20 protein-coding genes are annotated in these 20,289 nt (G+C 55.5%); all 20 read right to left on the minus strand.

Annotated elements, in window-relative coordinates:
- Nucleotides 1–235: 235 nt before the first annotated feature.
- Nucleotides 236–688 carry a hypothetical protein gene (locus ACOTYN_RS11745; RefSeq protein WP_014884217.1) on the minus strand — a complete coding sequence of 151 codons (453 nt, stop codon included), beginning with the start codon at nt 686–688 and terminating at the stop codon, nt 236–238.
- Nucleotides 672–1,475 carry a hypothetical protein gene (locus ACOTYN_RS11750; RefSeq protein ID WP_014884218.1) on the minus strand — a complete coding sequence of 268 codons (804 nt, stop codon included), beginning with the start codon at nt 1,473–1,475 and terminating at the stop codon, nt 672–674. The genes ACOTYN_RS11745 and ACOTYN_RS11750 overlap by 17 nt, the downstream gene beginning before the upstream one ends.
- Before the next feature lie 20 nt (nt 1,476–1,495).
- Nucleotides 1,496–2,914, minus strand: coding sequence for a serine/threonine-protein kinase (locus tag ACOTYN_RS11755; protein WP_332956983.1), 1,419 nt, complete (start codon nt 2,912–2,914; stop codon nt 1,496–1,498).
- 24 nt (nt 2,915–2,938) lie between these two features.
- Nucleotides 2,939–5,554: a type VI secretion system ATPase TssH gene (tssH, locus tag ACOTYN_RS11760; protein WP_048996365.1), complete on the minus strand. Its 2,616-nt coding sequence runs from the start codon at nt 5,552–5,554 to the stop codon at nt 2,939–2,941.
- 38 nt (nt 5,555–5,592) lie between these two features.
- On the minus strand, nt 5,593–6,636 hold the full coding sequence (tssG, locus tag ACOTYN_RS11765; protein ID WP_023330605.1) for a type VI secretion system baseplate subunit TssG: 1,044 nt from the start codon (nt 6,634–6,636) through the stop codon (nt 5,593–5,595).
- On the minus strand, nt 6,633–8,504 hold the full coding sequence (tssF, locus tag ACOTYN_RS11770) for a type VI secretion system baseplate subunit TssF (protein ID WP_332956980.1): 1,872 nt from the start codon (nt 8,502–8,504) through the stop codon (nt 6,633–6,635). Before tssF ends, tssG begins: the two co-directional genes overlap by 4 nt.
- A 2-nt stretch (nt 8,505–8,506) precedes the next feature.
- Nucleotides 8,507–9,070 (minus strand): type VI secretion system baseplate subunit TssE, encoded by a 564-nt coding sequence (gene tssE, locus ACOTYN_RS11775; RefSeq protein WP_332956978.1) that lies wholly within the window; start codon nt 9,068–9,070, stop codon nt 8,507–8,509.
- Nucleotides 9,063–9,875, minus strand: a complete 813-nt coding sequence (locus ACOTYN_RS11780; protein WP_071922133.1) for a type VI secretion system accessory protein TagJ — start codon at nt 9,873–9,875, stop codon at nt 9,063–9,065. Before ACOTYN_RS11780 ends, tssE begins: the two co-directional genes overlap by 8 nt.
- 9 nt (nt 9,876–9,884) lie before the next feature.
- Nucleotides 9,885–10,877, minus strand: coding sequence for a hypothetical protein (locus ACOTYN_RS11785; RefSeq protein ID WP_063861456.1), 993 nt, complete (start codon nt 10,875–10,877; stop codon nt 9,885–9,887).
- Between the two features lie 16 nt (nt 10,878–10,893).
- Complete coding sequence (locus ACOTYN_RS11790; RefSeq protein WP_014884226.1) at nt 10,894–11,691, minus strand: PP2C family protein-serine/threonine phosphatase; 798 nt, start codon at nt 11,689–11,691, stop codon at nt 10,894–10,896.
- Nucleotides 11,688–13,442 carry a type VI secretion system-associated FHA domain protein TagH gene (gene tagH, locus ACOTYN_RS11795; protein ID WP_023337405.1) on the minus strand — a complete coding sequence of 585 codons (1,755 nt, stop codon included), beginning with the start codon at nt 13,440–13,442 and terminating at the stop codon, nt 11,688–11,690. Before tagH ends, ACOTYN_RS11790 begins: the two co-directional genes overlap by 4 nt.
- A gap of 87 nt (nt 13,443–13,529) precedes the next feature.
- A complete protein-coding gene (locus ACOTYN_RS11800) occupies nt 13,530–13,946 on the minus strand; it encodes a hypothetical protein (RefSeq protein ID WP_032636243.1) in 417 nt (138 codons plus the stop codon).
- Nucleotides 13,940–14,929 carry a hypothetical protein gene (locus ACOTYN_RS11805; RefSeq protein ID WP_071922132.1) on the minus strand — a complete coding sequence of 330 codons (990 nt, stop codon included), beginning with the start codon at nt 14,927–14,929 and terminating at the stop codon, nt 13,940–13,942. The genes ACOTYN_RS11800 and ACOTYN_RS11805 overlap by 7 nt, the downstream gene beginning before the upstream one ends.
- A gap of 113 nt (nt 14,930–15,042) precedes the next feature.
- Nucleotides 15,043–15,561 carry a hypothetical protein gene (locus ACOTYN_RS11810; protein WP_127348528.1) on the minus strand — a complete coding sequence of 173 codons (519 nt, stop codon included), beginning with the start codon at nt 15,559–15,561 and terminating at the stop codon, nt 15,043–15,045.
- Complete coding sequence (locus ACOTYN_RS11815; protein WP_014884229.1) at nt 15,512–15,994, minus strand: Hcp family type VI secretion system effector; 483 nt, start codon at nt 15,992–15,994, stop codon at nt 15,512–15,514. Before ACOTYN_RS11815 ends, ACOTYN_RS11810 begins: the two co-directional genes overlap by 50 nt.
- 179 nt (nt 15,995–16,173) lie before the next feature.
- Nucleotides 16,174–16,599, minus strand: coding sequence for a T6SS amidase immunity protein Tai4 family protein (locus ACOTYN_RS11820; protein WP_071922130.1), 426 nt, complete (start codon nt 16,597–16,599; stop codon nt 16,174–16,176).
- Nucleotides 16,596–17,102, minus strand: a complete 507-nt coding sequence (locus ACOTYN_RS11825) for a type VI secretion system amidase effector protein Tae4 (RefSeq protein WP_014884231.1) — start codon at nt 17,100–17,102, stop codon at nt 16,596–16,598. Before ACOTYN_RS11825 ends, ACOTYN_RS11820 begins: the two co-directional genes overlap by 4 nt.
- Nucleotides 17,103–17,167: 65 nt before the next feature.
- The gene (tssC, locus tag ACOTYN_RS11830; RefSeq protein WP_014884232.1) at nt 17,168–18,667 is read right to left on the minus strand and encodes a type VI secretion system contractile sheath large subunit; all 1,500 of its coding nucleotides are present in this window, start codon (nt 18,665–18,667) and stop codon (nt 17,168–17,170) included.
- A gap of 3 nt (nt 18,668–18,670) precedes the next feature.
- Nucleotides 18,671–19,195, minus strand: a complete 525-nt coding sequence (gene tssB, locus ACOTYN_RS11835; protein WP_014884233.1) for a type VI secretion system contractile sheath small subunit — start codon at nt 19,193–19,195, stop codon at nt 18,671–18,673.
- Nucleotides 19,196–19,270: 75 nt separating this feature from the next.
- Nucleotides 19,271–20,287 carry a type VI secretion system protein TssA gene (gene tssA, locus ACOTYN_RS11840; RefSeq protein WP_023330612.1) on the minus strand — a complete coding sequence of 339 codons (1,017 nt, stop codon included), beginning with the start codon at nt 20,285–20,287 and terminating at the stop codon, nt 19,271–19,273.
- Nucleotides 20,288–20,289 lie beyond the last annotated feature (2 nt).

Raw genomic sequence — 20,289 nt, forward strand, 5'->3', positions numbered from 1 at the left:
GTCACCGTGACCGGCTGGCCCAGCAGTTTGCTGCGGTCAATGCGCGCGTCCGTGCCGAGCACGGTCAGCGTCAGCGCGAACGACTCGGACATCGCCTCGCGGCCCGTCAGTTTCCAGAACAGAAGCCCCTCCACCGGGAGCTGAACGGTAATTCGGTTGAGCATAATTTTTATTCCATCTAGCTTATGCGATTTAGAAAAGAGGTTCGCATCTACGCATCAGCGTCATTTATATATCAAAGTGAATGATTTCTTTTTCTTTTGCCCATTAAGTAAACAAGAGAATATATTTTTAGCAGTTCCGAGATAACGAACAATCCTAAATTTACCCAGACACTTGTAATACCAAACACACTTACCAAAAGTGGGAAAAAAGAAACCGAACATCTGAACGAAATTAGACGGAAAACTTCCTGAGCAAGGGCAAATTTAATCGCAACGTCTTTTCTCTTAAAAAACAACCAGGCCGAAATAAAAAGTGAAAGTAACAAGAGCAAATCAAATATAAAAAAGAGTGTTACGATAAAGTTGTAACCGCCTCCTGAAACTACATCTGAGGTTCCTGTGAACGCGATTAAATCTGAAATCAAGGGGATCCTGTCCTGACGAAGTGAGTTTACAGAATAAAGCAAAAGAGCCAGTACATCCATGCTTCCCCAGAAATACCATAATTTACTTTTTAAATTCATAATCCTCTTCTCTGACTCCAGGTATCCATTGCCATGATTTACCACTTACTGCCCAGGCATCATCACTCTCAAGGTATTTCTGATAAATGGATCGTTGTTCTCCGTATCGTCTGATGACCGATTTCTTAGATATAAACACGCGCGATTCTCCATCCAGATCTCCGGGTAGCGCTGTCCAGCGCTGAATTTTATCGCGCGACGTATTCATGTAATCTTTACCGTCCGATCCAAATACTCGTCCCTCATCCCCCATGCTCGTCAGTCGATTAATCGCCATAATCACAACATTTTTTGTGCCATGATAATCATCTTCAACAGTTTTCCAGTAACCCGGCCCGTAATTATTGGTAGAGGGAACGAATGAATCACGCGTTGGGGCTGGTTTTCCAAATAGAGCGACATTATTTCGGTAACGTTCGAGGACGTAATTCACAAAAGCTGAGTTGTAGATCGTCTCATCAACACAAAACAACTCCCCTGACTCAGAGATGAAAAAGGGATATAGGGCTTTTGTCCGTTGACGGTGATCTATTAAGACCACCTCCCCTGAATCAATTAACCGCTGTATTTTATTAAGATTTTGCGCATAGAGGGGATCAAAAACGGCATTAGGATTAAATTCGAAGCGATGTCGTAACGTTAAACCATCAATGCTGTGAAATGGATTTGAAACGCCTCGCACCACAACAAACTCACGCCCTACGTCGCTCCGTGCATAGACAGGAGAGACAATCTTTTCGAATTCCTTTGGACGAAGCCTTTGGCTTCGAAGATCGTACACTTCCATAGTATCTCCTGTTTAAATTCCTACGGATTCACCAGCCAGGTGCCCGGCTTGGCAATATCCAGCGTCTGGCTGCGCGTTTTCCCGTTACCCTGCAGTTCAATCTTCACCTCACCGGCGGGCAGCTTGAGCGATGCATAGCCGTTGGTCGCCGGACGCAGCGCTTTTGGCTCGCCGTTCACTTTCAGCGTTTCGCCGTCTAGAATGCGGATATAGACCAGTGCTACCGGGCTCTCGACAGGCGGTGGCGTTTGTTGCGCCGTCGCCTGCTCGCTCACCTTCGCCGTTTCTGGCTTCACGTCTGGCGCGTTCGCGGCGGTTTCCGTCGGACGCGTCTCTGCGGGTGCCTGCGCAGCCTGCTCTGGCGCATCCTTGCCACCGCTGAACAGCATCGCTCCGGCGACCACACCCACCAGCACGCCTGCGGCAACCATGCCCGGGATTTTGTAACGACGCCAGTCGAGTGCTGAAGCCGGCTTTTCCTCTTCCACCGGTACCAGCATGGTGCCCGGTTTTTTCGCCGTCAGCACATCGTTTATGCCCGCAACCGGCATCTCGATCAGCGCGGCGAATTCGTCGATAGACTGCGGACGGTCTTCCATGTGCAGCGCCAGCGCGCGGTCGATGGCCTGCAGCAGCGGGATGGAATAGCCCTGCGGCATAATTTCCACCAGCGGCTTGCAGGTATCCTGAATAGAACGCACCACGCTCACCGGCGGCGGAGAACCCACGATCAGGGTACGCAGCACGGCGCCGAGGGCGTAAATATCCGTCCACGGTCCCTGCTCGCTTTCGTTGTCGTCGGTGTACTGCTCGATCGGTGCAAAACCCGGTCGCAGCATGGTTTCCGTTTCGTCAGAAAGGTTACCGATGGTGCGGCGCGCGGAGCCGAAATCAAGCAGTACCGGCAGGCCGTTATCCTTGATCTGGATGTTATCCAGCGAGATATCACGGTGCAGATAGCCTTCGTCGTGGATGGTCTTGATGGCGCCAAACAGCATCGGCAGCGTGCGGCGGATCCAGGCCTCGTTGATCAGCTCCGGTTTTTCTTCGCGCAGGCGCGAAAGCGTGGTGCCGCTGTAAAACAGCGTTCCCATGTAGGCCGTGTCGTTTTGCACCCAGAAACGCAGGACATGCAGCAGGTTCGGGTGGTTAAAGCGCGCCAGCAGACGGGCTTCCTGAATGAAGCTGTTCAGGCCTGCGGAAAACGCTTTGCCAAAGCGCTCGCTGCGCAGCACCAGGGTCATGTCGTCGCCGCGCACGGCGAGCGAGGAAGGCATAAATTCTTTGATAGCGATAGTGCGTTCGAGCTGGTGGTCCCACGCGCGATAAACGATGCCAAAACCGCCGCCGCCGATCACCTCTTTGATTTCAAACTCGTTGAAGCGGTACCCGACCGGGAGCGCGTTTGGGACAGTCCGATTGTTATCATTATCCGTCATCTTTTACAGTTCTCTTGATGATTATTACGCGGCAAACTGACAGTGAAACTCGCCCTGCTCGCAGGTGACATGCAGACGTCGGTACTGCTCGTCGCTGCGGCTGGCGGTAAGTAAGATCTGGCTCATCTGAGGCAGCAGGGTGTTGGTCAAAATAGCATCTACCATGCGGCCACCAGACTCCACCTCGGTACAGCGCTGAACAATCTGTTCCACCACGCTGTCGTCAAACTCAGAAATGATATTGTGATTCTCTTCCAGACGACGCTGAATGCGCTTGAGCTGCAGGCGAACAATCTGCCCCAGCATCGCGTCGCTGAGCGGGTAATACGGCACCACCAGCAGGCGGCCCAGCAGCGCAGGCGGAAACACCTCCAGCAGCGGCTGGCGCAGCGCGCCGCTTAAGGCGTCCGGTTCCGGCATGAGTTCTGGATCGGCACACATAGCGCTGATCAGGTCAGTGCCAACGTTGGACGTCAGAATAATAATGGTGTTGCGGAAATCGATGTGGCGTCCCTCACCGTCCTCCATCCAGCCTTTGTCAAAGACCTGGAAGAAGATTTCGTGGACGTCCGGGTGCGCTTTTTCAATTTCATCCAGCAGCACTACGCTATACGGACGGCGGCGCACGGCCTCGGTTAAGACACCGCCTTCACCATACCCGACGTAGCCCGGCGGCGCACCTTTTAAGGTGGAAACGGTGTGCGCTTCCTGGAACTCACTCATGTTGATGGTGATAACGTTCTGCTCGCCGCCGTACAGCGATTCCGCCAGCGCCAGCGCGGTTTCCGTTTTACCGACGCCGGACGGGCCGCAAAGCATAAAGACGCCCACCGGTTTGTTGGGATCGTCGAGTTTTGCCCGCGAGGTTTTCACGCGACGGGCAATGAGATCCAGACCGTGACGCTGGCCGATAACACGCTGGTTAAGCGTGTCGGCGAGATTCAGCACCGCGTCGATCTCGTTTTTCACCATCCGCCCCAGCGGGATCCCGGTCCAGTCGGAAACCACTGCGGCAACCACGTTTTCATCTACCGCCGCAAACAGCAGCGGCTCATCGCCCTGCAACGTTTTCAGCGCCAGCTGCTGTTCCGCCAGCTGGCTGTGCAGCCCGGCGGACTCCTCCTCGCCCGCGGCAAACAGCGCGGCGCGCAGGCGGATAATCTCCTGCACCAGACTGCGCTCCTCTTCCCAGCGCTGGGTCAGGGCTTCACGTTTGGTTTCGTACGCATCACGTTCTGTGATTAACGCCGTTACGCGCTCATAAAGGCCAGCACCAACGCGCGCTTCGCGTTCGGCTATCTCAATCTCCACGTCCAGCGCGGCAAGATGGCGCAGGCAATCTTCCAGTTGCGCCGGTGGCGCGCTCTGGCTGACCGCCACGCGGGCACAGGCGGTGTCGAGCAGCGCAACGGCTTTATCCGGCAGCTGACGCGCCGGGATATAGCGATGCGACAGCTTCACCGCCGCGCTGACCGCTTCGTCGAGCAACAGCACCTGGTGGTGGGTCTCCAGCGGCGATACGGTACTGCGCAGCATCAGAATGGCTTTCGTTTCGTCCGGCTCGTGAACCTGCACCGTCTGGAAACGACGGGTCAGCGCCGGATCTTTCTCGATGTACTTTTTGTATTCCGCCCAGGTGGTGGCGCCGATGGTACGCAGCTGTCCGCGCGCCAGAGCGGGCTTTAGCAGGTTCGCCGCATCGCCGGTCCCCTGCTGGCCGCCTGCGCCAATCAGGGTGTGGATCTCATCGATAAACAGAATAATCGGCGTGGCGCTGGACTGAACCTCGTTGATCAACGCCTGCAGACGGGCTTCAAACTCGCCCTTCATGCCTGCGCCAGCCTGCAGCATGCCGATATCGAGCAGCCACAGCTGAATATTTTGCAGCGGCTCCGGCACGTCGCCATCGGCGATACGCAGCGCCAGCCCTTCCACCACCGCCGTTTTCCCGACCCCGGCCTCACCGGTCAGCAGCGGGTTGTTCTGGCGGCGACGCATCAGGATATCGACCATCTGGCGGATCTCTTCATCACGCCCGACTACCGGGTCAATCTTCCCTTCGCGGGCGCGGGCGGTGAGATCCTGGCCGTACTGAGCCAGCGTACCCTGCGCTGCCGGTACCGCACCCGCTGGCGCCTCGACGGTGGCCGCGGCCTGCTGCGTCTCTTTGCTGTTGGCGCAAACCGTATCGAACTGCTCGATCAGCACCTCGACGTTAAGACGGGTGAACTGCGCCGAAATGCTTTTCAGCACGTTTGCCAGGTTCCAGGTTTTGAGCAGGCCGATCAGCAAATGGCCGCCACGTATGCGGCTGACGCCAAACTTCAGCGAGCCATAGACCCAGGCGCGCTCTACGGCGCTGTCGATATGTTCGGAGAGATCGGAAACGGAACTCGCGCCGCGCGGCAGCGCATCCAGCGCGGCCACGATATCGCGCGTCAGTTGCTGTTCGTCGAGGGCAAAGTGGCGGATGACCTGCTGCAAATCGCCATCCTGCTGTTGCATCAGTTGATGCAGCCAGTGCACCAGCTCAACATAGGGGTTACCGCGCAGCTTGCAGAAGGCAGTCGCGCTTTCCAGCGAGGTAAATAACAGCGTATCCAGTTTGCCGAAGAGCACGGCACGGCTAATTTCTGACATGTTAGTTTCCATTAACAATGATTCGGTATACGGAAGGATTACCGCTCTGCGCGATAGACCAGATCGCCACGCGGGACAGGCTGCGGCTGAAGGCCCAGCCAGGTGTTGTAGCCTAATTGCCCATTGCTGCCGAGCGAAGTACCCTGCACCGCGTCTTCATGCAGGATCACCCGCGTTTCCCATTCAAACTCCACCCCAATGTACTGGCGCACCCAGTCGCGCAGTTCGGTGACCCACGCTTCGCCAGGTAAAAACCGGTTGTACTCTTCAGCGCTCAGCGGGCCGATTTCAATACGAAACTTATGCTGTACGTCGCGGACGGCGACGCCAAGAAAGGCGGATTCCCCCATGCGCGGCATACGGCGACCTTCCCCCAGCTGTGCCTGCTCACGCGTGGAGAGCGGCATCCACTGCGGCACGTTGCTTACCAGCCTGACCGGGGCGTTAAAATAGTTGCGCAGGATCTTCTCCAGCCCCTCCGGATCCCGACTGTGGCGGGTCAGATGCCCGGCGTGGGTAAAGCGGGCATGGGCGCTCAGGCTGCCTTTATTCATCTGGCCCGGCTGTCCCATGCCAATCAGCGAGGCCAGGTAGCCCTCAAAGCGTTTGTTGTCAGCGCGATCAAGGGAGACGGCAGGCTGCGCATCCGCCCAGGCGCGGTAAAACAGCAGCGTCAGACGATGATGAAACAGATCGACAAACGCGCTCAGGCTGGTGTCCTGATGGTGATGAATACGCTCGCGGGCATATTCGGTCATGTGAACCGGCAGCGGGCCGTTCGGACCAAACAGCCCGAAGCTGAGGATAGACACCTCATGCAGCCCGCTCTCTTCCCGCAGGCTAACCTCGGCCAGCGTCGACGGCGCAAAGCTCATCGACGGCTGCTGGCCGATGCGCAGCGGTTCAAATTTCGGCAGCGGCGCGCGTCCCAGCGGGTAGCGCTCGCCGCCCTGGGCATCAATACGCCTTAACAGCTGAAACAGATCGTAGCGCCAGGGCGTTTGACGGACCCCGTGCCAGAACGTCTCCGGCAGCTTCGTCAGGCGATGCACGCGCAGCGGTGCAGTGGCAGCGTCACTCATACCAGCGCCCTTTTACCCATTCTCGGTGCCCAGTAGCCGATCTCACCGCGCTGCTGACTCTTCAGGGTGAACTCAGTAAAGCTGTTGATGGATACCAGCCGGGCAAACAGGCGTTCCAGCACGCTGCCGAAAAGCCACGGGCTGGCACCGGAAAACGCCCGCTCGTCTACGGTCAGGGTAATGCCGATTCCGCGGGCGAAAACGACCGGACCGGGTTCAGGCACGCGGCGGTGAACCGGCTCCAGCACGCAGTGGCGAACCCCCTCCACCTGACGCGCCACGGCCGTTTCGGCCAGGTTGGCATACATCCCTAACAGCTGGCGAAGCGCGGCAGCCCCCTCTTCATTCTCGCTGTCCATCAGGCTGAGGTAGTTCATCTGCAGCTGGCTGATAAGCCGCCAGGTGCTGAACCCTTCTGCCAGCGCCGGACGCGGTGGCGTCGGGCCTTTACGCAGGGTCAACGATTTCACCGGCATGGAGTCGGCCATGATGAACTGCCCAAGCTCCTGCTGTAGCATCAGCGGCAGGTCGCGGCTGGTGCAGAGCACCTCGGCAGAGATGTAGCGCAGGTTTTCCTGCCACGGGGCGTGCTGTTCATCTACCAGCGAAACAAACACCTCTGAACCGATATAGCCGGTACGGGTGCCGTAGCGCTGGGCATGCTCTGAGAGCACGCGCTGTTCCCGGCGCAGGGAAAAATAGGCCCCGTAGTTGCCCGCGTCCCCGCTCCAGGTGCTCCAGAAAGGACGAAACGTCTGGTCGTCACGCTGACCGTCCGCGCTGCCGAAGATTTTATTCACCGCGTAAATTTCATAATCCAGCGGGCGGATGTTATCGACCACCAGATGGTATTCGTGCTGGCCTTCATTCAGCTTTTGACGCGCCGCCACCTTCGGGAACAGGTTGATGACTGGCGTGCAGTGCAGCGCCAGATGGCTGGCATCCACCACGCGCTCCAGCTGTTCATCTGATTTATCCAGCAGGATGAAGATATCGAAGGCTTTTTCGCCTTCACAGCGCTGGAGCAGCGTGCTCAGGCCGCTCAGGCTGATAAAGCGGAAACGGGCTGGGAACGCGAAATACTCCTGCAGCAGACGATAACCGTCAAAGTTGCGCAGATCGTCCGGGAGCAGTGCCTGATCCGCGGCAAAGCCCTCCTGACACAAGGCATCCGACGCCAGCAGCTGTCGCTGAGGTTGCGGGCTGACCGTCTGGCAGACGATCCCGGCGTGATGTTCCATCACCAGCTCCAGCAGCTTCAGCGCTTCAATGTCCGGGCCGCTGAGGAAAAACGTCAGCTGGTCGAAATTCAGATGGCCGAGGTTTTGCGGGCCGTCGCAGGCAATGCGGATCCGCAACGCGCTGTTGATTCCCCGCTGGCTTAACCCCAGCTGTGCCAGCGGCAGGTCAGCAGGCACGCCGCCCAGCTCCACGTTGTCAATTTTCAGCGGCAGCAGATTAACCTCGTGCGCCGTAGTATAGCTGCAGGTTACGCCGGTCTTTTTCAGCGCCAGGCTGTCCATCATGGTGCCGCGCGGCACAATAAAGCCATTGCTCAGGTCGCCCCGGCTGCTGTCGGGCTCGATTTGCGCAATCGCCATTGATGGGGTTGGCGCGAGGTAATTCGGGGCGATCATCTCCAGCAGACGCTGGGAGAAACGCGGAAACTCGGCATCCATTTTCATCTGCACGCGGGAGGTCAGAAAAGCGAAACCTTCCATCAGGCGTTCCGTGTACGGGTCCGCCACTTCAATGCCGCGCATGCCCAGTCGTCCGGCGACTTTTGGGTAGCGCTCGGCAAACTCGGCCCCCATTTCACGCAGGTAGGCCAGCTCACGGTTGTAGTATTCGAGCAGTTTACTTTCCATGATTACCCCGCATCTTTCAGTTCAAAATGGCCGTTTTCCAGATCGACATCGGTGCGAAACAGAAACTCCAGCGGGTACGGCACACACCATAAACGCCCTTTTATCTCAATGGAGAGCACGTTGTGCAGATCCAGCGAGGAGGTATCCGACACGCAGCGCACCTGCAATCCCTGCGGCAAAATGCGCGGTTCAAAATTGATGATGGCCTCGGTGAGCTTGCGCTGAATATCGTGCCATTCGATATCTGACATTCGCTTACCTGCGAGCGGCGCGACGCCGAAGTTGATCACCGAGCGGCTCACCTGCGGCAAGGCGCTCAGATCGCCGGAGGCATCATGGTTGATGGTATTAAACAGCCACTGCAGATCCCGCAGGACATTGCGACGCAGCGCAGCGTGGGTGATCAGATTACTGTTGGCTGGCTCACGCTTTTTTTCCGGGCCGTTATCCGTAAGGCGATCCAGCAGCGAGGGCTGCATTTTGTCGCGCGCCCCCACCTTATCCTGCTTGCTGCGGGCCTGCCAGCCGCTGCGCAGCAGATCGCCTTCGCCAGCGGGATTACTCATCGGCTCCGTCCGTCGCAAACGTCACGAGGCTTAACGACAGCAGCGGGCTTTCGCTTTGCTCGCTCAGCCAGGCTTTTTGACCCAGCCCTTCATACAGCGTGCCGCTCTCATCAAGCGGATGCCACTCGGTAGTGCGCCCCAGTTTGACCGCATCCGAGGCATCAGCCGCAAAAGGATAGCGCGCCGGGATCTGGCACACCTGCTCGGTACCGTCGGTAAGACGGACCAGCGCATGACGCCAGACCAGATCGGTCACGCTGGCGGGCGCCTGGAAACGGATCTCCGCAATAGCGTTAAACGGCAGCCAGAAATAGCGTCCGTTAACAAGGGTTTCGCACACCGGACCAAGACGGGCATCACCGTCCATCAGCCAGTCAAACGCCTGCGTCTCCTCGTTTTCAAGGATGATGTGTCCCGCCGTTGCCTGCGCCTGTTCAAGGGCTTCCAGGCGCAACGCCTGGGCGCGCTCGCTCTCTTCGTTAAGCGCGGCGGCAAGCGTGGTCAGCCACGGCCACTGAGATTCAGGCATGGCCGGACGGGCCTGGCCCGCCATCACCTGCGCACGCTGCAGCTCACCCTGAATGGCCTGCTCCAGCAGTGTGACGGTCGGCTTCGCCTGAGGCTTCAGCGCCAGCCAGCTTTTCAGCTGGGTCAGCGCCCGGGTCCAGTTGCCGCTGAGGGTTAAAAACTGCACGAACGCTGCGCGAAGGTCGGCATCTGCCGGACGGGCTTTGATCCCGGCTTCCAGACGCGCCAGCGCGTCATTGAGCGTTTCACCCGCCAGCTGTTGATAGAGCGTATTCATAACCATTCCTTAATTCGCCGCGCGCCATGCGCCCACGGCCGGATCGCGCAGCTGAGGGCGCAGGGTATCAATCAGAACGATATTCAGTGAGGTGCCGGGTGCGACCCAGGCGCTCCAGGTTTTTTTCACCGCCGCAATACGCGCCTGCAGCTTTGCATCATCGCTGGCGGTTTCACGGGAAATCTCTACTGCCACCGTGCCGTTACTTTTCCAGCCGTTGAGCGCGTTATCGTAAGGCAGGATCATCCAGCTCTGGTCGCTGTTTGGGGTGCTGAACACCATGCGCTCTTTGTTGACGGAGGTGATCAGCGCGTTTTCCGGGTCAGCGTTTTGATTCAGCCCCATGACCGGGAAGCCATGAATGTACGTCACAGCCATCTCTTTTTGCCCGCCGTTGCGGGACTGGGAGATCACGGTGTGACCGCTGAGCCAGCTGCCATTGCCGCAGCGGGTGGTATCAGAATTCGGGATAAAGAGCGCAGGTGCGGATGCGCCGCCTTCCCAGAAGGTGCGCAGGTGACAGCCGTCCTGGAGGGTAAACTCCTGCCACGGCGTCCGGTCAGCGGCAACCGTAAGGGTTGCAACGTTTTGATCCGGCGGCATTAACGCGCCGCTGGCAGTGGTCGTCGTCACGGCTGGCGTCGCCTGCTGCTGTTTCACCACCAGCGCCCACTCCTGCGCTTTGGCGGCGGTTCCTTGCGCCAGCGTCGTTCCCGCCGGATCGTTGAGCGTCCAGCTGAGCGTGTTCACTTTGCTGCACTGGTGTTCCAGCAGTGAGCCAAGGCGTGGCACGAAGTTTTCCAGCACAGAGACATCCTTCTTGCCGTTCGCCACGATGCGCAGTGCCACCTCCGGCTTACACCAGCTTTGCGGGGTGTTGTCTTTGATGTTGTCGATCCAGATATCCAGCTTCTGCGCAGGAGACTGCACGATGCGGAAATTCTCAGCCTGCGCGGTGGAGGTCACCGCCAGAAGTGCCAAACCCGATAGCCAAAGTTTCATATCGTTCCTTGTGTGTCTAATCAGTTCCGCAGGGAAGAAATTGTGCTGCATCAGAGAGGGTATGCAGCAAAGTGGTGTCCTGAGGGTTGCCCATCCATACCGCCAGGGCGGTGTAGTTATCCTGCGCATTCCCCTCCTGCTCGCCATTCTTTTGAATGATTTGGTTCATTAAGGTCAGCCATTCCTGGGGCGTATTGACCATATGCAGCGATTGCTTCATTTGCTCTTCGCTGACGCCGTGCCAGAACCCGTCGGTGCAGAGCAGGAATGCATCGCCGTCTTCGACCTGCACGACATCGCTGTAGCTCGCTTCCGGCCCACCGTTTTCAATCCCCAGCGCCAGATAGAGCAGATTACTGTTCAGGTTGTCGGTCTGGTGCCCGGCATCTTTCATCTGCTGCACCAGGCTGTGGTCGGTGGTGACATGCCACAGCCATCCCCGGCGAAACAGATAAAGACGGCTGTCTCCGGCATGCGCCCAGTAGGCCAGGCCATAATCACGGTCAATAAACAGGCTGACCAGCGTCGTGCCCATCCGGCGATAATCCTGAACGGCCTGCTGTTCGCTGAGAATGGTGCGATTCGCGGTCTGCACATAATCACGGATATGCTGCGCGTTAAGGTGTTTGTCGCCATCGAAGCGGGAAATAATACTGTTGCGGGCCAGTTCAGCGGCCACCTCACCGCCCGGCAGGCCAGCGATGCCGTCACAGACGACAAAGCAGGCTGAACGTTCCCCTATGGTTTCTCCCGTCTGATCCTGGTTACTGGCGCGCGTCCCCTGGCGGGAGAGAGAAGCCGTTGCGATATTCATTTGTCTTCCGATCCGCTCTGTGAGTCTTTGTACTGATTCACCTCCATGTCATACGCATGAAGGAAGGCTTCGCCGAACAGGGTGTGGAAGTCATCCTCAATCTCGCCCGCCGTCTCGCCATAGCTGCGAACAAAATAGTCCCACAGGGCGGCTTTACGGCTGCCCGGCAGCGCCAGACGCGAGGTCATGCCGTTTTGCTTCGCCTGCTCTTCCAGTTGTTCCGGATTAAAGGATTGCAGCATCGCGGCAATAATGGCGCGGATGCCGGAGATCATGCCCAACTGGTGCGCCTGCAGATCGATCAACGCATCGCGCACGGATTTCGTTGGCGGCATAAAGCCCGGCATCGGGGTGCCAAACATCTGGATCAGAACCGTTTTCCCGGTCGGCAACAGCTTGAACGGGTTGTTGGCATCGTCCAGCACCATGGTCATATCGGCTTTTACGCCGCGTTTAAGAATAGAGCGTGAGGAGAGCAGCGCCACGGTGCCCTGAGAGAACATGCCGAGGATCTGCCCCAGCTGACGCATATTTTCCCGGTCAAACTGCGGGACAGGCTGCATTTCGCTCAGCCCCATCCCTTCCAGCAGTGCCTGCAGCAGTTCCCCCTGCAACACATCGCCCTTCTCTCCAGTGTTCGCGGTAGCAGATGGGGAGGCAGCGTTATTAACCGGATCGATACGCAGTCGGCCCTTAGGGGTCTGAGCGCTGCTGCGCGCAACGGCCTGCGGCGTAGGCATCGTGAAACCTGCATAATCTGGTCTCACCGGCTCCTCTTCTGCACGCGGCGTTTCCTGCGGCTCAGGGGCAAAAAGCGGGGAACCGGCAAGGACGTCTTCCTCCTGCTCAGGCTCAGGCGCTGGCTTTTCGTCAGTGATGTCATCCGGATGGGTTAACGGCGCCCCGCCCATCAGCCCGAGCGGGTCATCATTGCGTGCAGCCGGCGCGCTGGCCTTGCCACCAAATAGCGCCAGCGGATCGAGTTCATCTACCGCCTCTTCTTTAGGGGCGGGTTGAGTCTCAACAGGTGGCACCAGCGTGGAAGGCGTCACGTCGTCGAAAATGCTCTCTTTTTTGAACAGCGTTTCTTCGCCGAATAGCGTGTCCGGGTCGACATTCTTACGCTCAAGCGTGGGATCGCTGTCGTTGAACATCGCCAGCGGATCTTCAGCATTACGCTCCGGCGCCGCAGGCTGAGAGAACGGATCCTGCGAAGCCGCTGACTGCGGTTTTGCACGGTTGCTGGAGATGCTGTCGGAGATGGAAAACTCCTGCATCAGGCTATCCCAGATTTCCGACGGCACGGCAGTTGGTTCCGCTTTACCGCGTGGCGCAGGGTTAGCAGGCTTCGGTTGCGATGCTGGCGCTGGCGCGGCTGTCGGATGCGCCTGCTGCTGCATGCTGGCGGCCATGCGGCTCACCGGCTGCGTGTCGTGGATAAGTTCGGCCACTTCGATACGGTAGTCATCAATACCGAGAATGTCGCCATCCTGCAGTTCAACCTGACGCCCCCGCTCCAGCGGAATATCATTTAATACCACGCGGGTGACGCTGCCACGGTTAGTGACGCGACATTCACCATTGGCGTCAACGTGAACAATGGCCTGCAGGCGCGAGATGGTGCGGTCATTGTCCGGCAACACCAGATTGTTATCCGTACCGCGCCCAATGGTGCCGCCCGGGGCATAAAAATCACAGCTGCTCTGCGGCGGCTGATGACCGGGTTTCGTAGAAATAATCGTGAATCGCATGGCGTATTCCTGCTGGTATGATTAGCGCTCAAACGCTGCCGCTCTCGGGGGTGAGAACGGCGGCGTTTGAGAAATTGAATATCAAAACTATTTAATGAAGGTGATAAAATATAATCCAACAATGAGCCATAGAGTGAATATTAATGCCTGTAACTTATAACGACGATGTAACTTTAGTATCCAGCCAATTCTTTCTTCAGGCAACGACTGCACATATTTATAAGCTTCTTCCTGAACAAGCCTTTCACGCGTAAATTTCATTTTAATGCCTTTATAAAGGCGAACGAACCAGATTATTTTTTGATAATTAGCCAGCGAACCAAAAAAAGAAGCATAGTCGGTTACAAGATCCAGATCATATCCTTTGCGCCGATAGTCTGAAAGTAACTGATTATAATCAGCCTCGTGTTTTTTGAAATAACGAGAACTGAGCAGATCCATAATTATAACAATCAACAATAAAACCACGATAAGAAATAATAGTAAATTCTCTATATTCACCATATTTTATCCATCATATACTCAGTCGCTCCGCCCGCTATCTCACCACCAACGTATCCACCTGCAGCTGCCCCGACAATGGAGCAGGCGAGCAGTCCTACGCCCCCCGTCGCAACACCAAGCGCAACGCATACACCAGCACCTGCCATGGCTCCGTATTTACCACCGTAAATACCCCCTGCCAGGCTTGCACCAAAGCTGCTGTATTTTTTCACAGCAACTTTAGTGCAACTCTGCTCTCGTCCCGCGGTGCAGGCATTGTAAACTTCATTAGTGGTATTTGCACCTGCAAAACCTATTGCAAGCCACCCTCCCGCTTTAAGAAAACGAGCGGCCTTAGAGGCATTATCGATATATGTTGAATAACCACGAATAGAAGCGACTCCGGCTGTACTCCATTCATGTACAATGGATCTGCTTGACAAGCCTAATGCATGCTTCAATTCGTTATAGGGTTTCATCTTTAAAGTCAGTCGAGACAATTTGTTTAATAAACCATCCAACTCAGAAAAGAGGCGCTGACGCTCAACAAAAAACTGTTGGCTTATCAATGTCCCTTGTGCTCTGTACTGATTCTGGTAAGCCAACTCAATGGATTTAAGTTTTTTTTCTATTTCACTAAAATATTTTTCGCCTGCATCAGCAACGACACCAAGGGACTTATCCATAAAATTAGTGACTGCAGCTATAGTACTAAAATGTTGATTAAAGAAATTCGCTTCTCCAGAGTTAAGATCGGCCAGAGCACCATTGACTTTCTTTTTAGCAAGCTGTAATTGCTTAAGTTGCAAAGAATTATTACTTCCCGGCACATCAAGAATCAACATCTGCCCAGGCTTTGACCACTGCGCATCACTATTAACCTGCATAAAATAACGTGCAGCATCACTATTTGGATTGTTGAATAAAAGCCTTGCCTGAAAATCCAGGGTTCCGGGTTGCTGAACAATACAATACCCCGGATTAACTGATGATTGACTAGCCATATTCATTCCCATTGATTTTCACAAATAAACACTCGCATTCAAATAAAAATGGAGTTGAACCAGCATCCAAACGTTGATGTTTTCTTAAAAAACGGCAACGTTTAAAAACTCTACTACTCTGTTTTGGCTAGCGATAACTCACCTTTGGCATTTACACTGAGAATAAAGCGAGCCGCATAGCGAAGTTCCGTATTATGAGTTCTCGCCTTCAATACCACATCATATTCCCCTGACTGCCAGTCCACTTTATCCCAGCGAAGACACTCTTCAGAGTTTAAAATGTGGGTGGAAGGAAATGTTCCTGGAGAGAAAGCAATTTCCCATTTGTTACCTACACGTCGAGATATAGAAGGTTCGTAAACTAACACAGGCTCACTTAGCCTCATGTCATTCGAAATCCCAAAACAGGGTACATTTTTTTCCACCTTAACAGTTAAACTTTGAAACTGAGCAGGGTGGGATATGCAGGCGCTACATGATAATACAATGGGTATAACCGTTAACGCTCTTTCCATCGCAAAAACACGCCGAATAGTGAACCAATCATAATGGCCGGGGAAAACTCCCCGGCCACATGCGCAATTACGCTTCTTTGTTTTCTTTGATGTTCCAGCCAGCGCTGCTTTCAGCACCTTTACCACCGGCAGTGGTCTGCTCCCAGTACTGCTGTTTCACTTTCGCAGCCTGGAACGCGTAGGTCACACCAACGGTATCGCCGTTGTCTGCACCGGTGTACTGAACAGAAGTCACCAGCACATCTTCCAGCGTGATGCGGGTATATTCCACCTGCTGACCACCGGCTTTACAGACGGACAGTTCAACTTTGGTCAGGTGTTTACCGCTGGCGCAGTGTTTCAGGATTGCAGTGGTGGATTTGTCGATCAGAGCGTTAACGTGCAGATCGTTAAAGTTTACTTTACCGGCACCGCCGCCACCGCCAACGCTCATATTACCCGGCTGGGAAGCGCCCCAGGAGAAGGAGGTAATATCAGTCCAGCCGGTGTGGTTAGAATCTTTAGATTCGCCCGTAACACCCTCGACCTTCAGAAACATATCAATAGCCATAATATCTACTCTTCGTGGATGAACAATATTGCTTTCGAAAAAGCACTTATATGGCAAACAGGAAAGCATGGGGCTGAATAAAACCGTCCATATTTTACCTCTGCCTCATATCAAATGACCCGTGTCATTTGACAGTCTTACATTCCCCCTGAATAAATGGAAAGAATGTGAAGTCTTTACTACTGCGGGTTATCCTGAAGCCAGGTGCGGTCAGGATTGCCGATAATTAATTGAGGTGCAAGTTTATTAAGTTCGTCGCTATGATAAAGACGTAGACAGTTTAACGTTACGCCTTTGACATCGGGTTTTATCTCAGAATGAAAGGCATTAGTTGCGCCTTTATATTTATTAATAAGGGCATTAATTTTGTCATTGCCATTTTCAATATCGAAAGGTACCCATTCCAGTAATGCATTACTGCTTCGGGCAGCATCCAGAGAAAACTGGCTTTTATCATCTGAAACTTGTGCCAGGCAGCGAGAAAAAACAACGTCTTTAATAACTTGCTTATAAGGCATTTTTTTGACAAAGAACACCGGATCGTCAGTTGCATAAACAGAGGCGGAACTGGTGAGCAACAGTAGACTGGCAATTATTTTTTTCATGGCAACTCCCAAAAATTGGCTTTGGTCGTCGTGTAATTCGTCTCCGGTGCATTGAAATAACAGTGATCTGAACAGGTTAAACCATTCCAGAATGTGGCATGACCTGCGGCGTCACTCCAGCCCTGTACCTCAAACAGAATTACGCCCTTTTTGTTGGCTAATTGCTGAACGGGTAAGGAAGGATAACTCACGACCATGTCAGGTTTTCCCCACTGACGCGTCAACCAGGCAATGACATCCTTTACGCGGTAGAAGTACCATTTATTATCAGCACCGGATACCGTGAGATTTGCAATACGCGGAACGGGATGTCCGGTATAGTTAAGAACATAACTCATGCGTACGGCACAACTATTTGACCACCCGCCCTGATCTTGCGGTATTTCGAAGTTGTGCTTAACCTTGCCGCCGATAACTTGCTTAACTTTGCCGATAGAATCATTTGCATCGTAAATACGTGTTGCCGCCGCCCAGGCAGCAACAAACGAAGGTCTCGCGGTCATATTTCCTCTCAAATTTCCATGCTATAAAGCAAACGCCGGGCATGGCCTCCCGGCGGCAATCATCATCACGCGTCTTTCGTCTTCAGCGACGGCAGTTTAGAAACCAGACGCAGGGAAACGGTCAGGCCTTCCAGCTGGTAGTGTGGACGCAGGAAGAACTTCGCGGCGTAGTAACCCGGGTTGTCTTCAATCTCCTGCACCTGCACTTCCGCAGCCGCCAGCGGTTTACGGGACTTGGTTTCCTGAGAGGAGTTCGCCGGGTCACCGTCCACGTAGTTCATTACCCAGTCGTTCAGCCAGCGTTCCATCTCTTCGCGCTCGCGGAAGGAGCCGATTTTGTCGCGCACGATGCACTTCAGATAGTGGGCAAAGCGGCAGCAGGCGAACAGGTACGGCAGACGAGAGGCCAGACGCGCATTCGCGGTGGCATCCGGATCGTGGTACTCGGCCGGTTTTTGCAGAGATTGCGCGCCAATGAAGGCAGCAAAGTCGGAGTTTTTCCGGTGAACCAGCGGCATGAAGCCGTTTTTCGCCAGCTCGGCTTCGCGGCGGTCGCTGATGGCGATCTCGGTCGGGCATTTCATGTCCACGCCGCCGTCATCGCTTGGGAAAGTGTGGCACGGCAGGTTTTCGACTGCCCCACCGGACTCCACGCCGCGAATCGAGGTGCACCAGCCGTACTCTTTGAAGGAGCGGTTGATGTTGGCCGCCATCGCATAGGCGGCGTTCGCCCACGAATAGCTGTTGTGGTTTGCGCCGTCGGTCTGCTCTTCAAAATCAAAGCTGTCGACCGGGTTAGTGCGGATGCCATACGGCAGGCGCGACAGGAAGCGCGGCATCACCAGCCCCAGGTAGCGGGCATCTTCAGATTCACGCAGTGAACGCCAGGCCGCGTATTCGGTATTCTGGAAGATTTTGGTCAGGTCGCGCGGGTTAGCCAGCTCCTGCCAGGACTCCATCTGCATCACGCCCGGTGCGGTACCGGTGATGAACGGACAGTGTGCCGCAGAGCCGATGCGCGCCATTTCGCCCAGCAGCTCAACGTCCTGCGGGCTGTGGTCGAAGTAGTAGTCGCCCACGATGCAGCCAAACGGCTCGCCGCCAAACTGACCGTACTCCTGCTCGTAGATTTTCTTGAAGATCGGGCTCTGGTCCCAGCCCACGCCCTTGAAGCGCTTCAGGGTACGGCCCAGCTCCTGCTTGGAGATGCTCATAAAGCGGATCTTCAGCATCTCGTCAGTTTCGGTGTTGTTCACCAGGTAGCTCAGACCGCGCCAGGCGCTCTCCAGCTTCTGAAACTCTTCGTGGTGAATGATCTGGTTCACCTGCTGAGAGAGCTGTTCGTCGATACCGGCAATCAGGTTCTGGATGGTGCGATAGGTATCGTTAGAGAAGGTAACGGTATTCTCCAGCGCCTGCTGTGCCAGGGTCTTGACCGCGCTTTCCACGGCAGAACGCGCCTGATCGGTTTTCGGGCGGAACTCTTTGTTCAGCAGCGCGCTGAATTCATCCTGGCTGAAGGCCTGACCCGCCTGCTGCTCGTGTTGTTGAGTCTGGTTGCTCATTGATTATTCCTCGCTACCTTTCGCACTGTCGTCATTTTTCGGCAACTGGCTCAGAGATTTGAGCAGCGTCGGATCCTGCAGAATTTTTGCGATCAGCTCTTCCGCGCCGTTTTTGCCGTCCATGTAGGTCAGCAGGTTGGAGAGCTGAGTACGAGCTTCCAGCAGCTTGTTCAGCGGCTCCACCTTGCGGGCCACCGCGTCCGGCAGGAAGTCATCCATGCTGTCGAAGGTCAGATCGACGTTGAGCTTACCTTCGCCGGTCAGGGTATTATCCACCTGAAACGCCACGCGCGGCTTCAGCGCCTTCATGCGTTCGTCAAAGTTGTCGATGTCGATTTCAAGGAATTTGCGATCGTCGACCGCCGGCAGGTTTTCCACCGGTTTACCGACCAGATCGGCCATGACGCCCATCACAAACGGCAGCTGAATCTTACGTTCTGCACCGTAGATCTCTACGTCGTACTCGATCTGCACGCGGGGGGCACGGTTACGTGCGATGAATTTCTGCCCACTGTTACTCATTGCCATGATGTTCTCCATCAAAGATGCGCGGTGAAGGTGAAACGGCAGGCTCCATGCCTGTCGTCATAATGCCTGGACGCGTTATTCGCGGCGTCCAAAGATATTTTCCAGTTGGTTAACGCCGTCTGGCGCCAGGTCGCGAATAATGTCCATAAAGTTAAGTTCTGACAGCCGCTGCACCCGTTCAATCATTAGCGGTGCGGGGTGGCTCGGTTCGTACTGCGCAAAATACTGTTTTGCTTTTTCCAGCATCAGCTGCGCATCGGCACGGCTGGTGACCTGCACGCTGCGCCAGTCGGTAACCGGCTGAACGGGTTGCGTTGCCGCAGGTTGATGATCGGCTTGCGGTTCAGCCTGCGCCTCGCGGCCCGGCAACAGCTTGCTGATGTCGGTCACCTGACAGGCACTGGCGACCAGTCCTGTGGTCTTCAGCAGTTGTTCCATCTCGGGTACACCGCTTTCACCGAGATACCCGGTAAGCAGCGCGCGGATGGCCAGCAACCGCTCGTTAATCACGATTACCGCGGCAGTCCCTGGCTGGTCGCCGCGGGCCAGTTCGTCAATCAATCTTGGACGGCCCCCCGGATAGTCCGGGCATTCAGTTTTACTGCCGTCCAGCAGTGCCTGGGCGTCCCGCAGCGAAATTTCATCGCCGTTTGAACGCAGCAGCGAGGCGTTGCGTACCGCAATGGTGAGTTCAGATTTATCGCTCAGCCCCGCCAGGGCATTAATCCGATAGAACGGGTCGGTTTCGCCATACTCCTCCAGAAGCGGATAGAGCGGCTCCCAGTAGCGCGCGAGCGCCTCCTGCACCAGCAGCAGCCCGTCTGCGTAGCCTGCCAGCCCGCGGCGGCGTGTCCACGCATGGGTTAGCGCCAGCATCACGCGCAAATCTTTCGTGCGCGCCAGCAGGCTGGTGGCATATTTTTCTACCGTGTTCCAGTCAGCAGGCTCTGCCGGGATAATGGTGTCGCCAAACTGCTGTTCCGCTTTCCCCTGGCTTGCCTGGTTCATCACCTGGAAGTCAGCGTCGTATTCCAGATTGTCGCCACAGGGTTTATCCGGGCTTATGGGCGCGAGAAATTCTTCGATATTCATGA

It is taken from the genome of Enterobacter cloacae complex sp. IR5458 (assembly GCF_049238025.1).
GTDB classification, from domain to species: Bacteria; Pseudomonadota; Gammaproteobacteria; order Enterobacterales; family Enterobacteriaceae; genus Enterobacter; species Enterobacter kobei.

What these genes read in the sequence shown, in the direction of transcription:
- tssH (WP_048996365.1), bottom strand. Translation starts at nt 5,554, where the DNA reads ATGTCAGAAATTAGCCGTGCCGTGCTCTTCGGCAAACTGGATACGCTG.
- ACOTYN_RS11750 (WP_014884218.1), bottom strand. Translation starts at nt 1,475, where the DNA reads ATGGAAGTGTACGATCTTCGAAGCCAAAGGCTTCGTCCAAAGGAATTC.
- ACOTYN_RS11825 (WP_014884231.1), bottom strand. Translation starts at nt 17,102, where the DNA reads ATGACCGCGAGACCTTCGTTTGTTGCTGCCTGGGCGGCGGCAACACGT.
- ACOTYN_RS11745 (WP_014884217.1), bottom strand. Translation starts at nt 688, where the DNA reads ATGAATTTAAAAAGTAAATTATGGTATTTCTGGGGAAGCATGGATGTA.
- ACOTYN_RS11755 (WP_332956983.1), bottom strand. Translation starts at nt 2,914, where the DNA reads ATGACGGATAATGATAACAATCGGACTGTCCCAAACGCGCTCCCGGTC.
- tssG (WP_023330605.1), bottom strand. Translation starts at nt 6,636, where the DNA reads ATGAGTGACGCTGCCACTGCACCGCTGCGCGTGCATCGCCTGACGAAG.
- tssE (WP_332956978.1), bottom strand. Translation starts at nt 9,070, where the DNA reads ATGAGTAATCCCGCTGGCGAAGGCGATCTGCTGCGCAGCGGCTGGCAG.
- ACOTYN_RS11790 (WP_014884226.1), bottom strand. Translation starts at nt 11,691, where the DNA reads ATGAATATCGCAACGGCTTCTCTCTCCCGCCAGGGGACGCGCGCCAGT.
- ACOTYN_RS11815 (WP_014884229.1), bottom strand. Translation starts at nt 15,994, where the DNA reads ATGGCTATTGATATGTTTCTGAAGGTCGAGGGTGTTACGGGCGAATCT.
- ACOTYN_RS11805 (WP_071922132.1), bottom strand. Translation starts at nt 14,929, where the DNA reads ATGGCTAGTCAATCATCAGTTAATCCGGGGTATTGTATTGTTCAGCAA.
- ACOTYN_RS11780 (WP_071922133.1), bottom strand. Translation starts at nt 9,875, where the DNA reads ATGAATACGCTCTATCAACAGCTGGCGGGTGAAACGCTCAATGACGCG.
- ACOTYN_RS11800 (WP_032636243.1), bottom strand. Translation starts at nt 13,946, where the DNA reads ATGGTGAATATAGAGAATTTACTATTATTTCTTATCGTGGTTTTATTG.
- tssC (WP_014884232.1), bottom strand. Translation starts at nt 18,667, where the DNA reads ATGAGCAACCAGACTCAACAACACGAGCAGCAGGCGGGTCAGGCCTTC.
- tssB (WP_014884233.1), bottom strand. Translation starts at nt 19,195, where the DNA reads ATGGCAATGAGTAACAGTGGGCAGAAATTCATCGCACGTAACCGTGCC.
- tssA (WP_023330612.1), bottom strand. Translation starts at nt 20,287, where the DNA reads ATGAATATCGAAGAATTTCTCGCGCCCATAAGCCCGGATAAACCCTGT.
- ACOTYN_RS11820 (WP_071922130.1), bottom strand. Translation starts at nt 16,599, where the DNA reads ATGAAAAAAATAATTGCCAGTCTACTGTTGCTCACCAGTTCCGCCTCT.
- tagH (WP_023337405.1), bottom strand. Translation starts at nt 13,442, where the DNA reads ATGCGATTCACGATTATTTCTACGAAACCCGGTCATCAGCCGCCGCAG.
- tssF (WP_332956980.1), bottom strand. Translation starts at nt 8,504, where the DNA reads ATGGAAAGTAAACTGCTCGAATACTACAACCGTGAGCTGGCCTACCTG.
- ACOTYN_RS11785 (WP_063861456.1), bottom strand. Translation starts at nt 10,877, where the DNA reads ATGAAACTTTGGCTATCGGGTTTGGCACTTCTGGCGGTGACCTCCACC.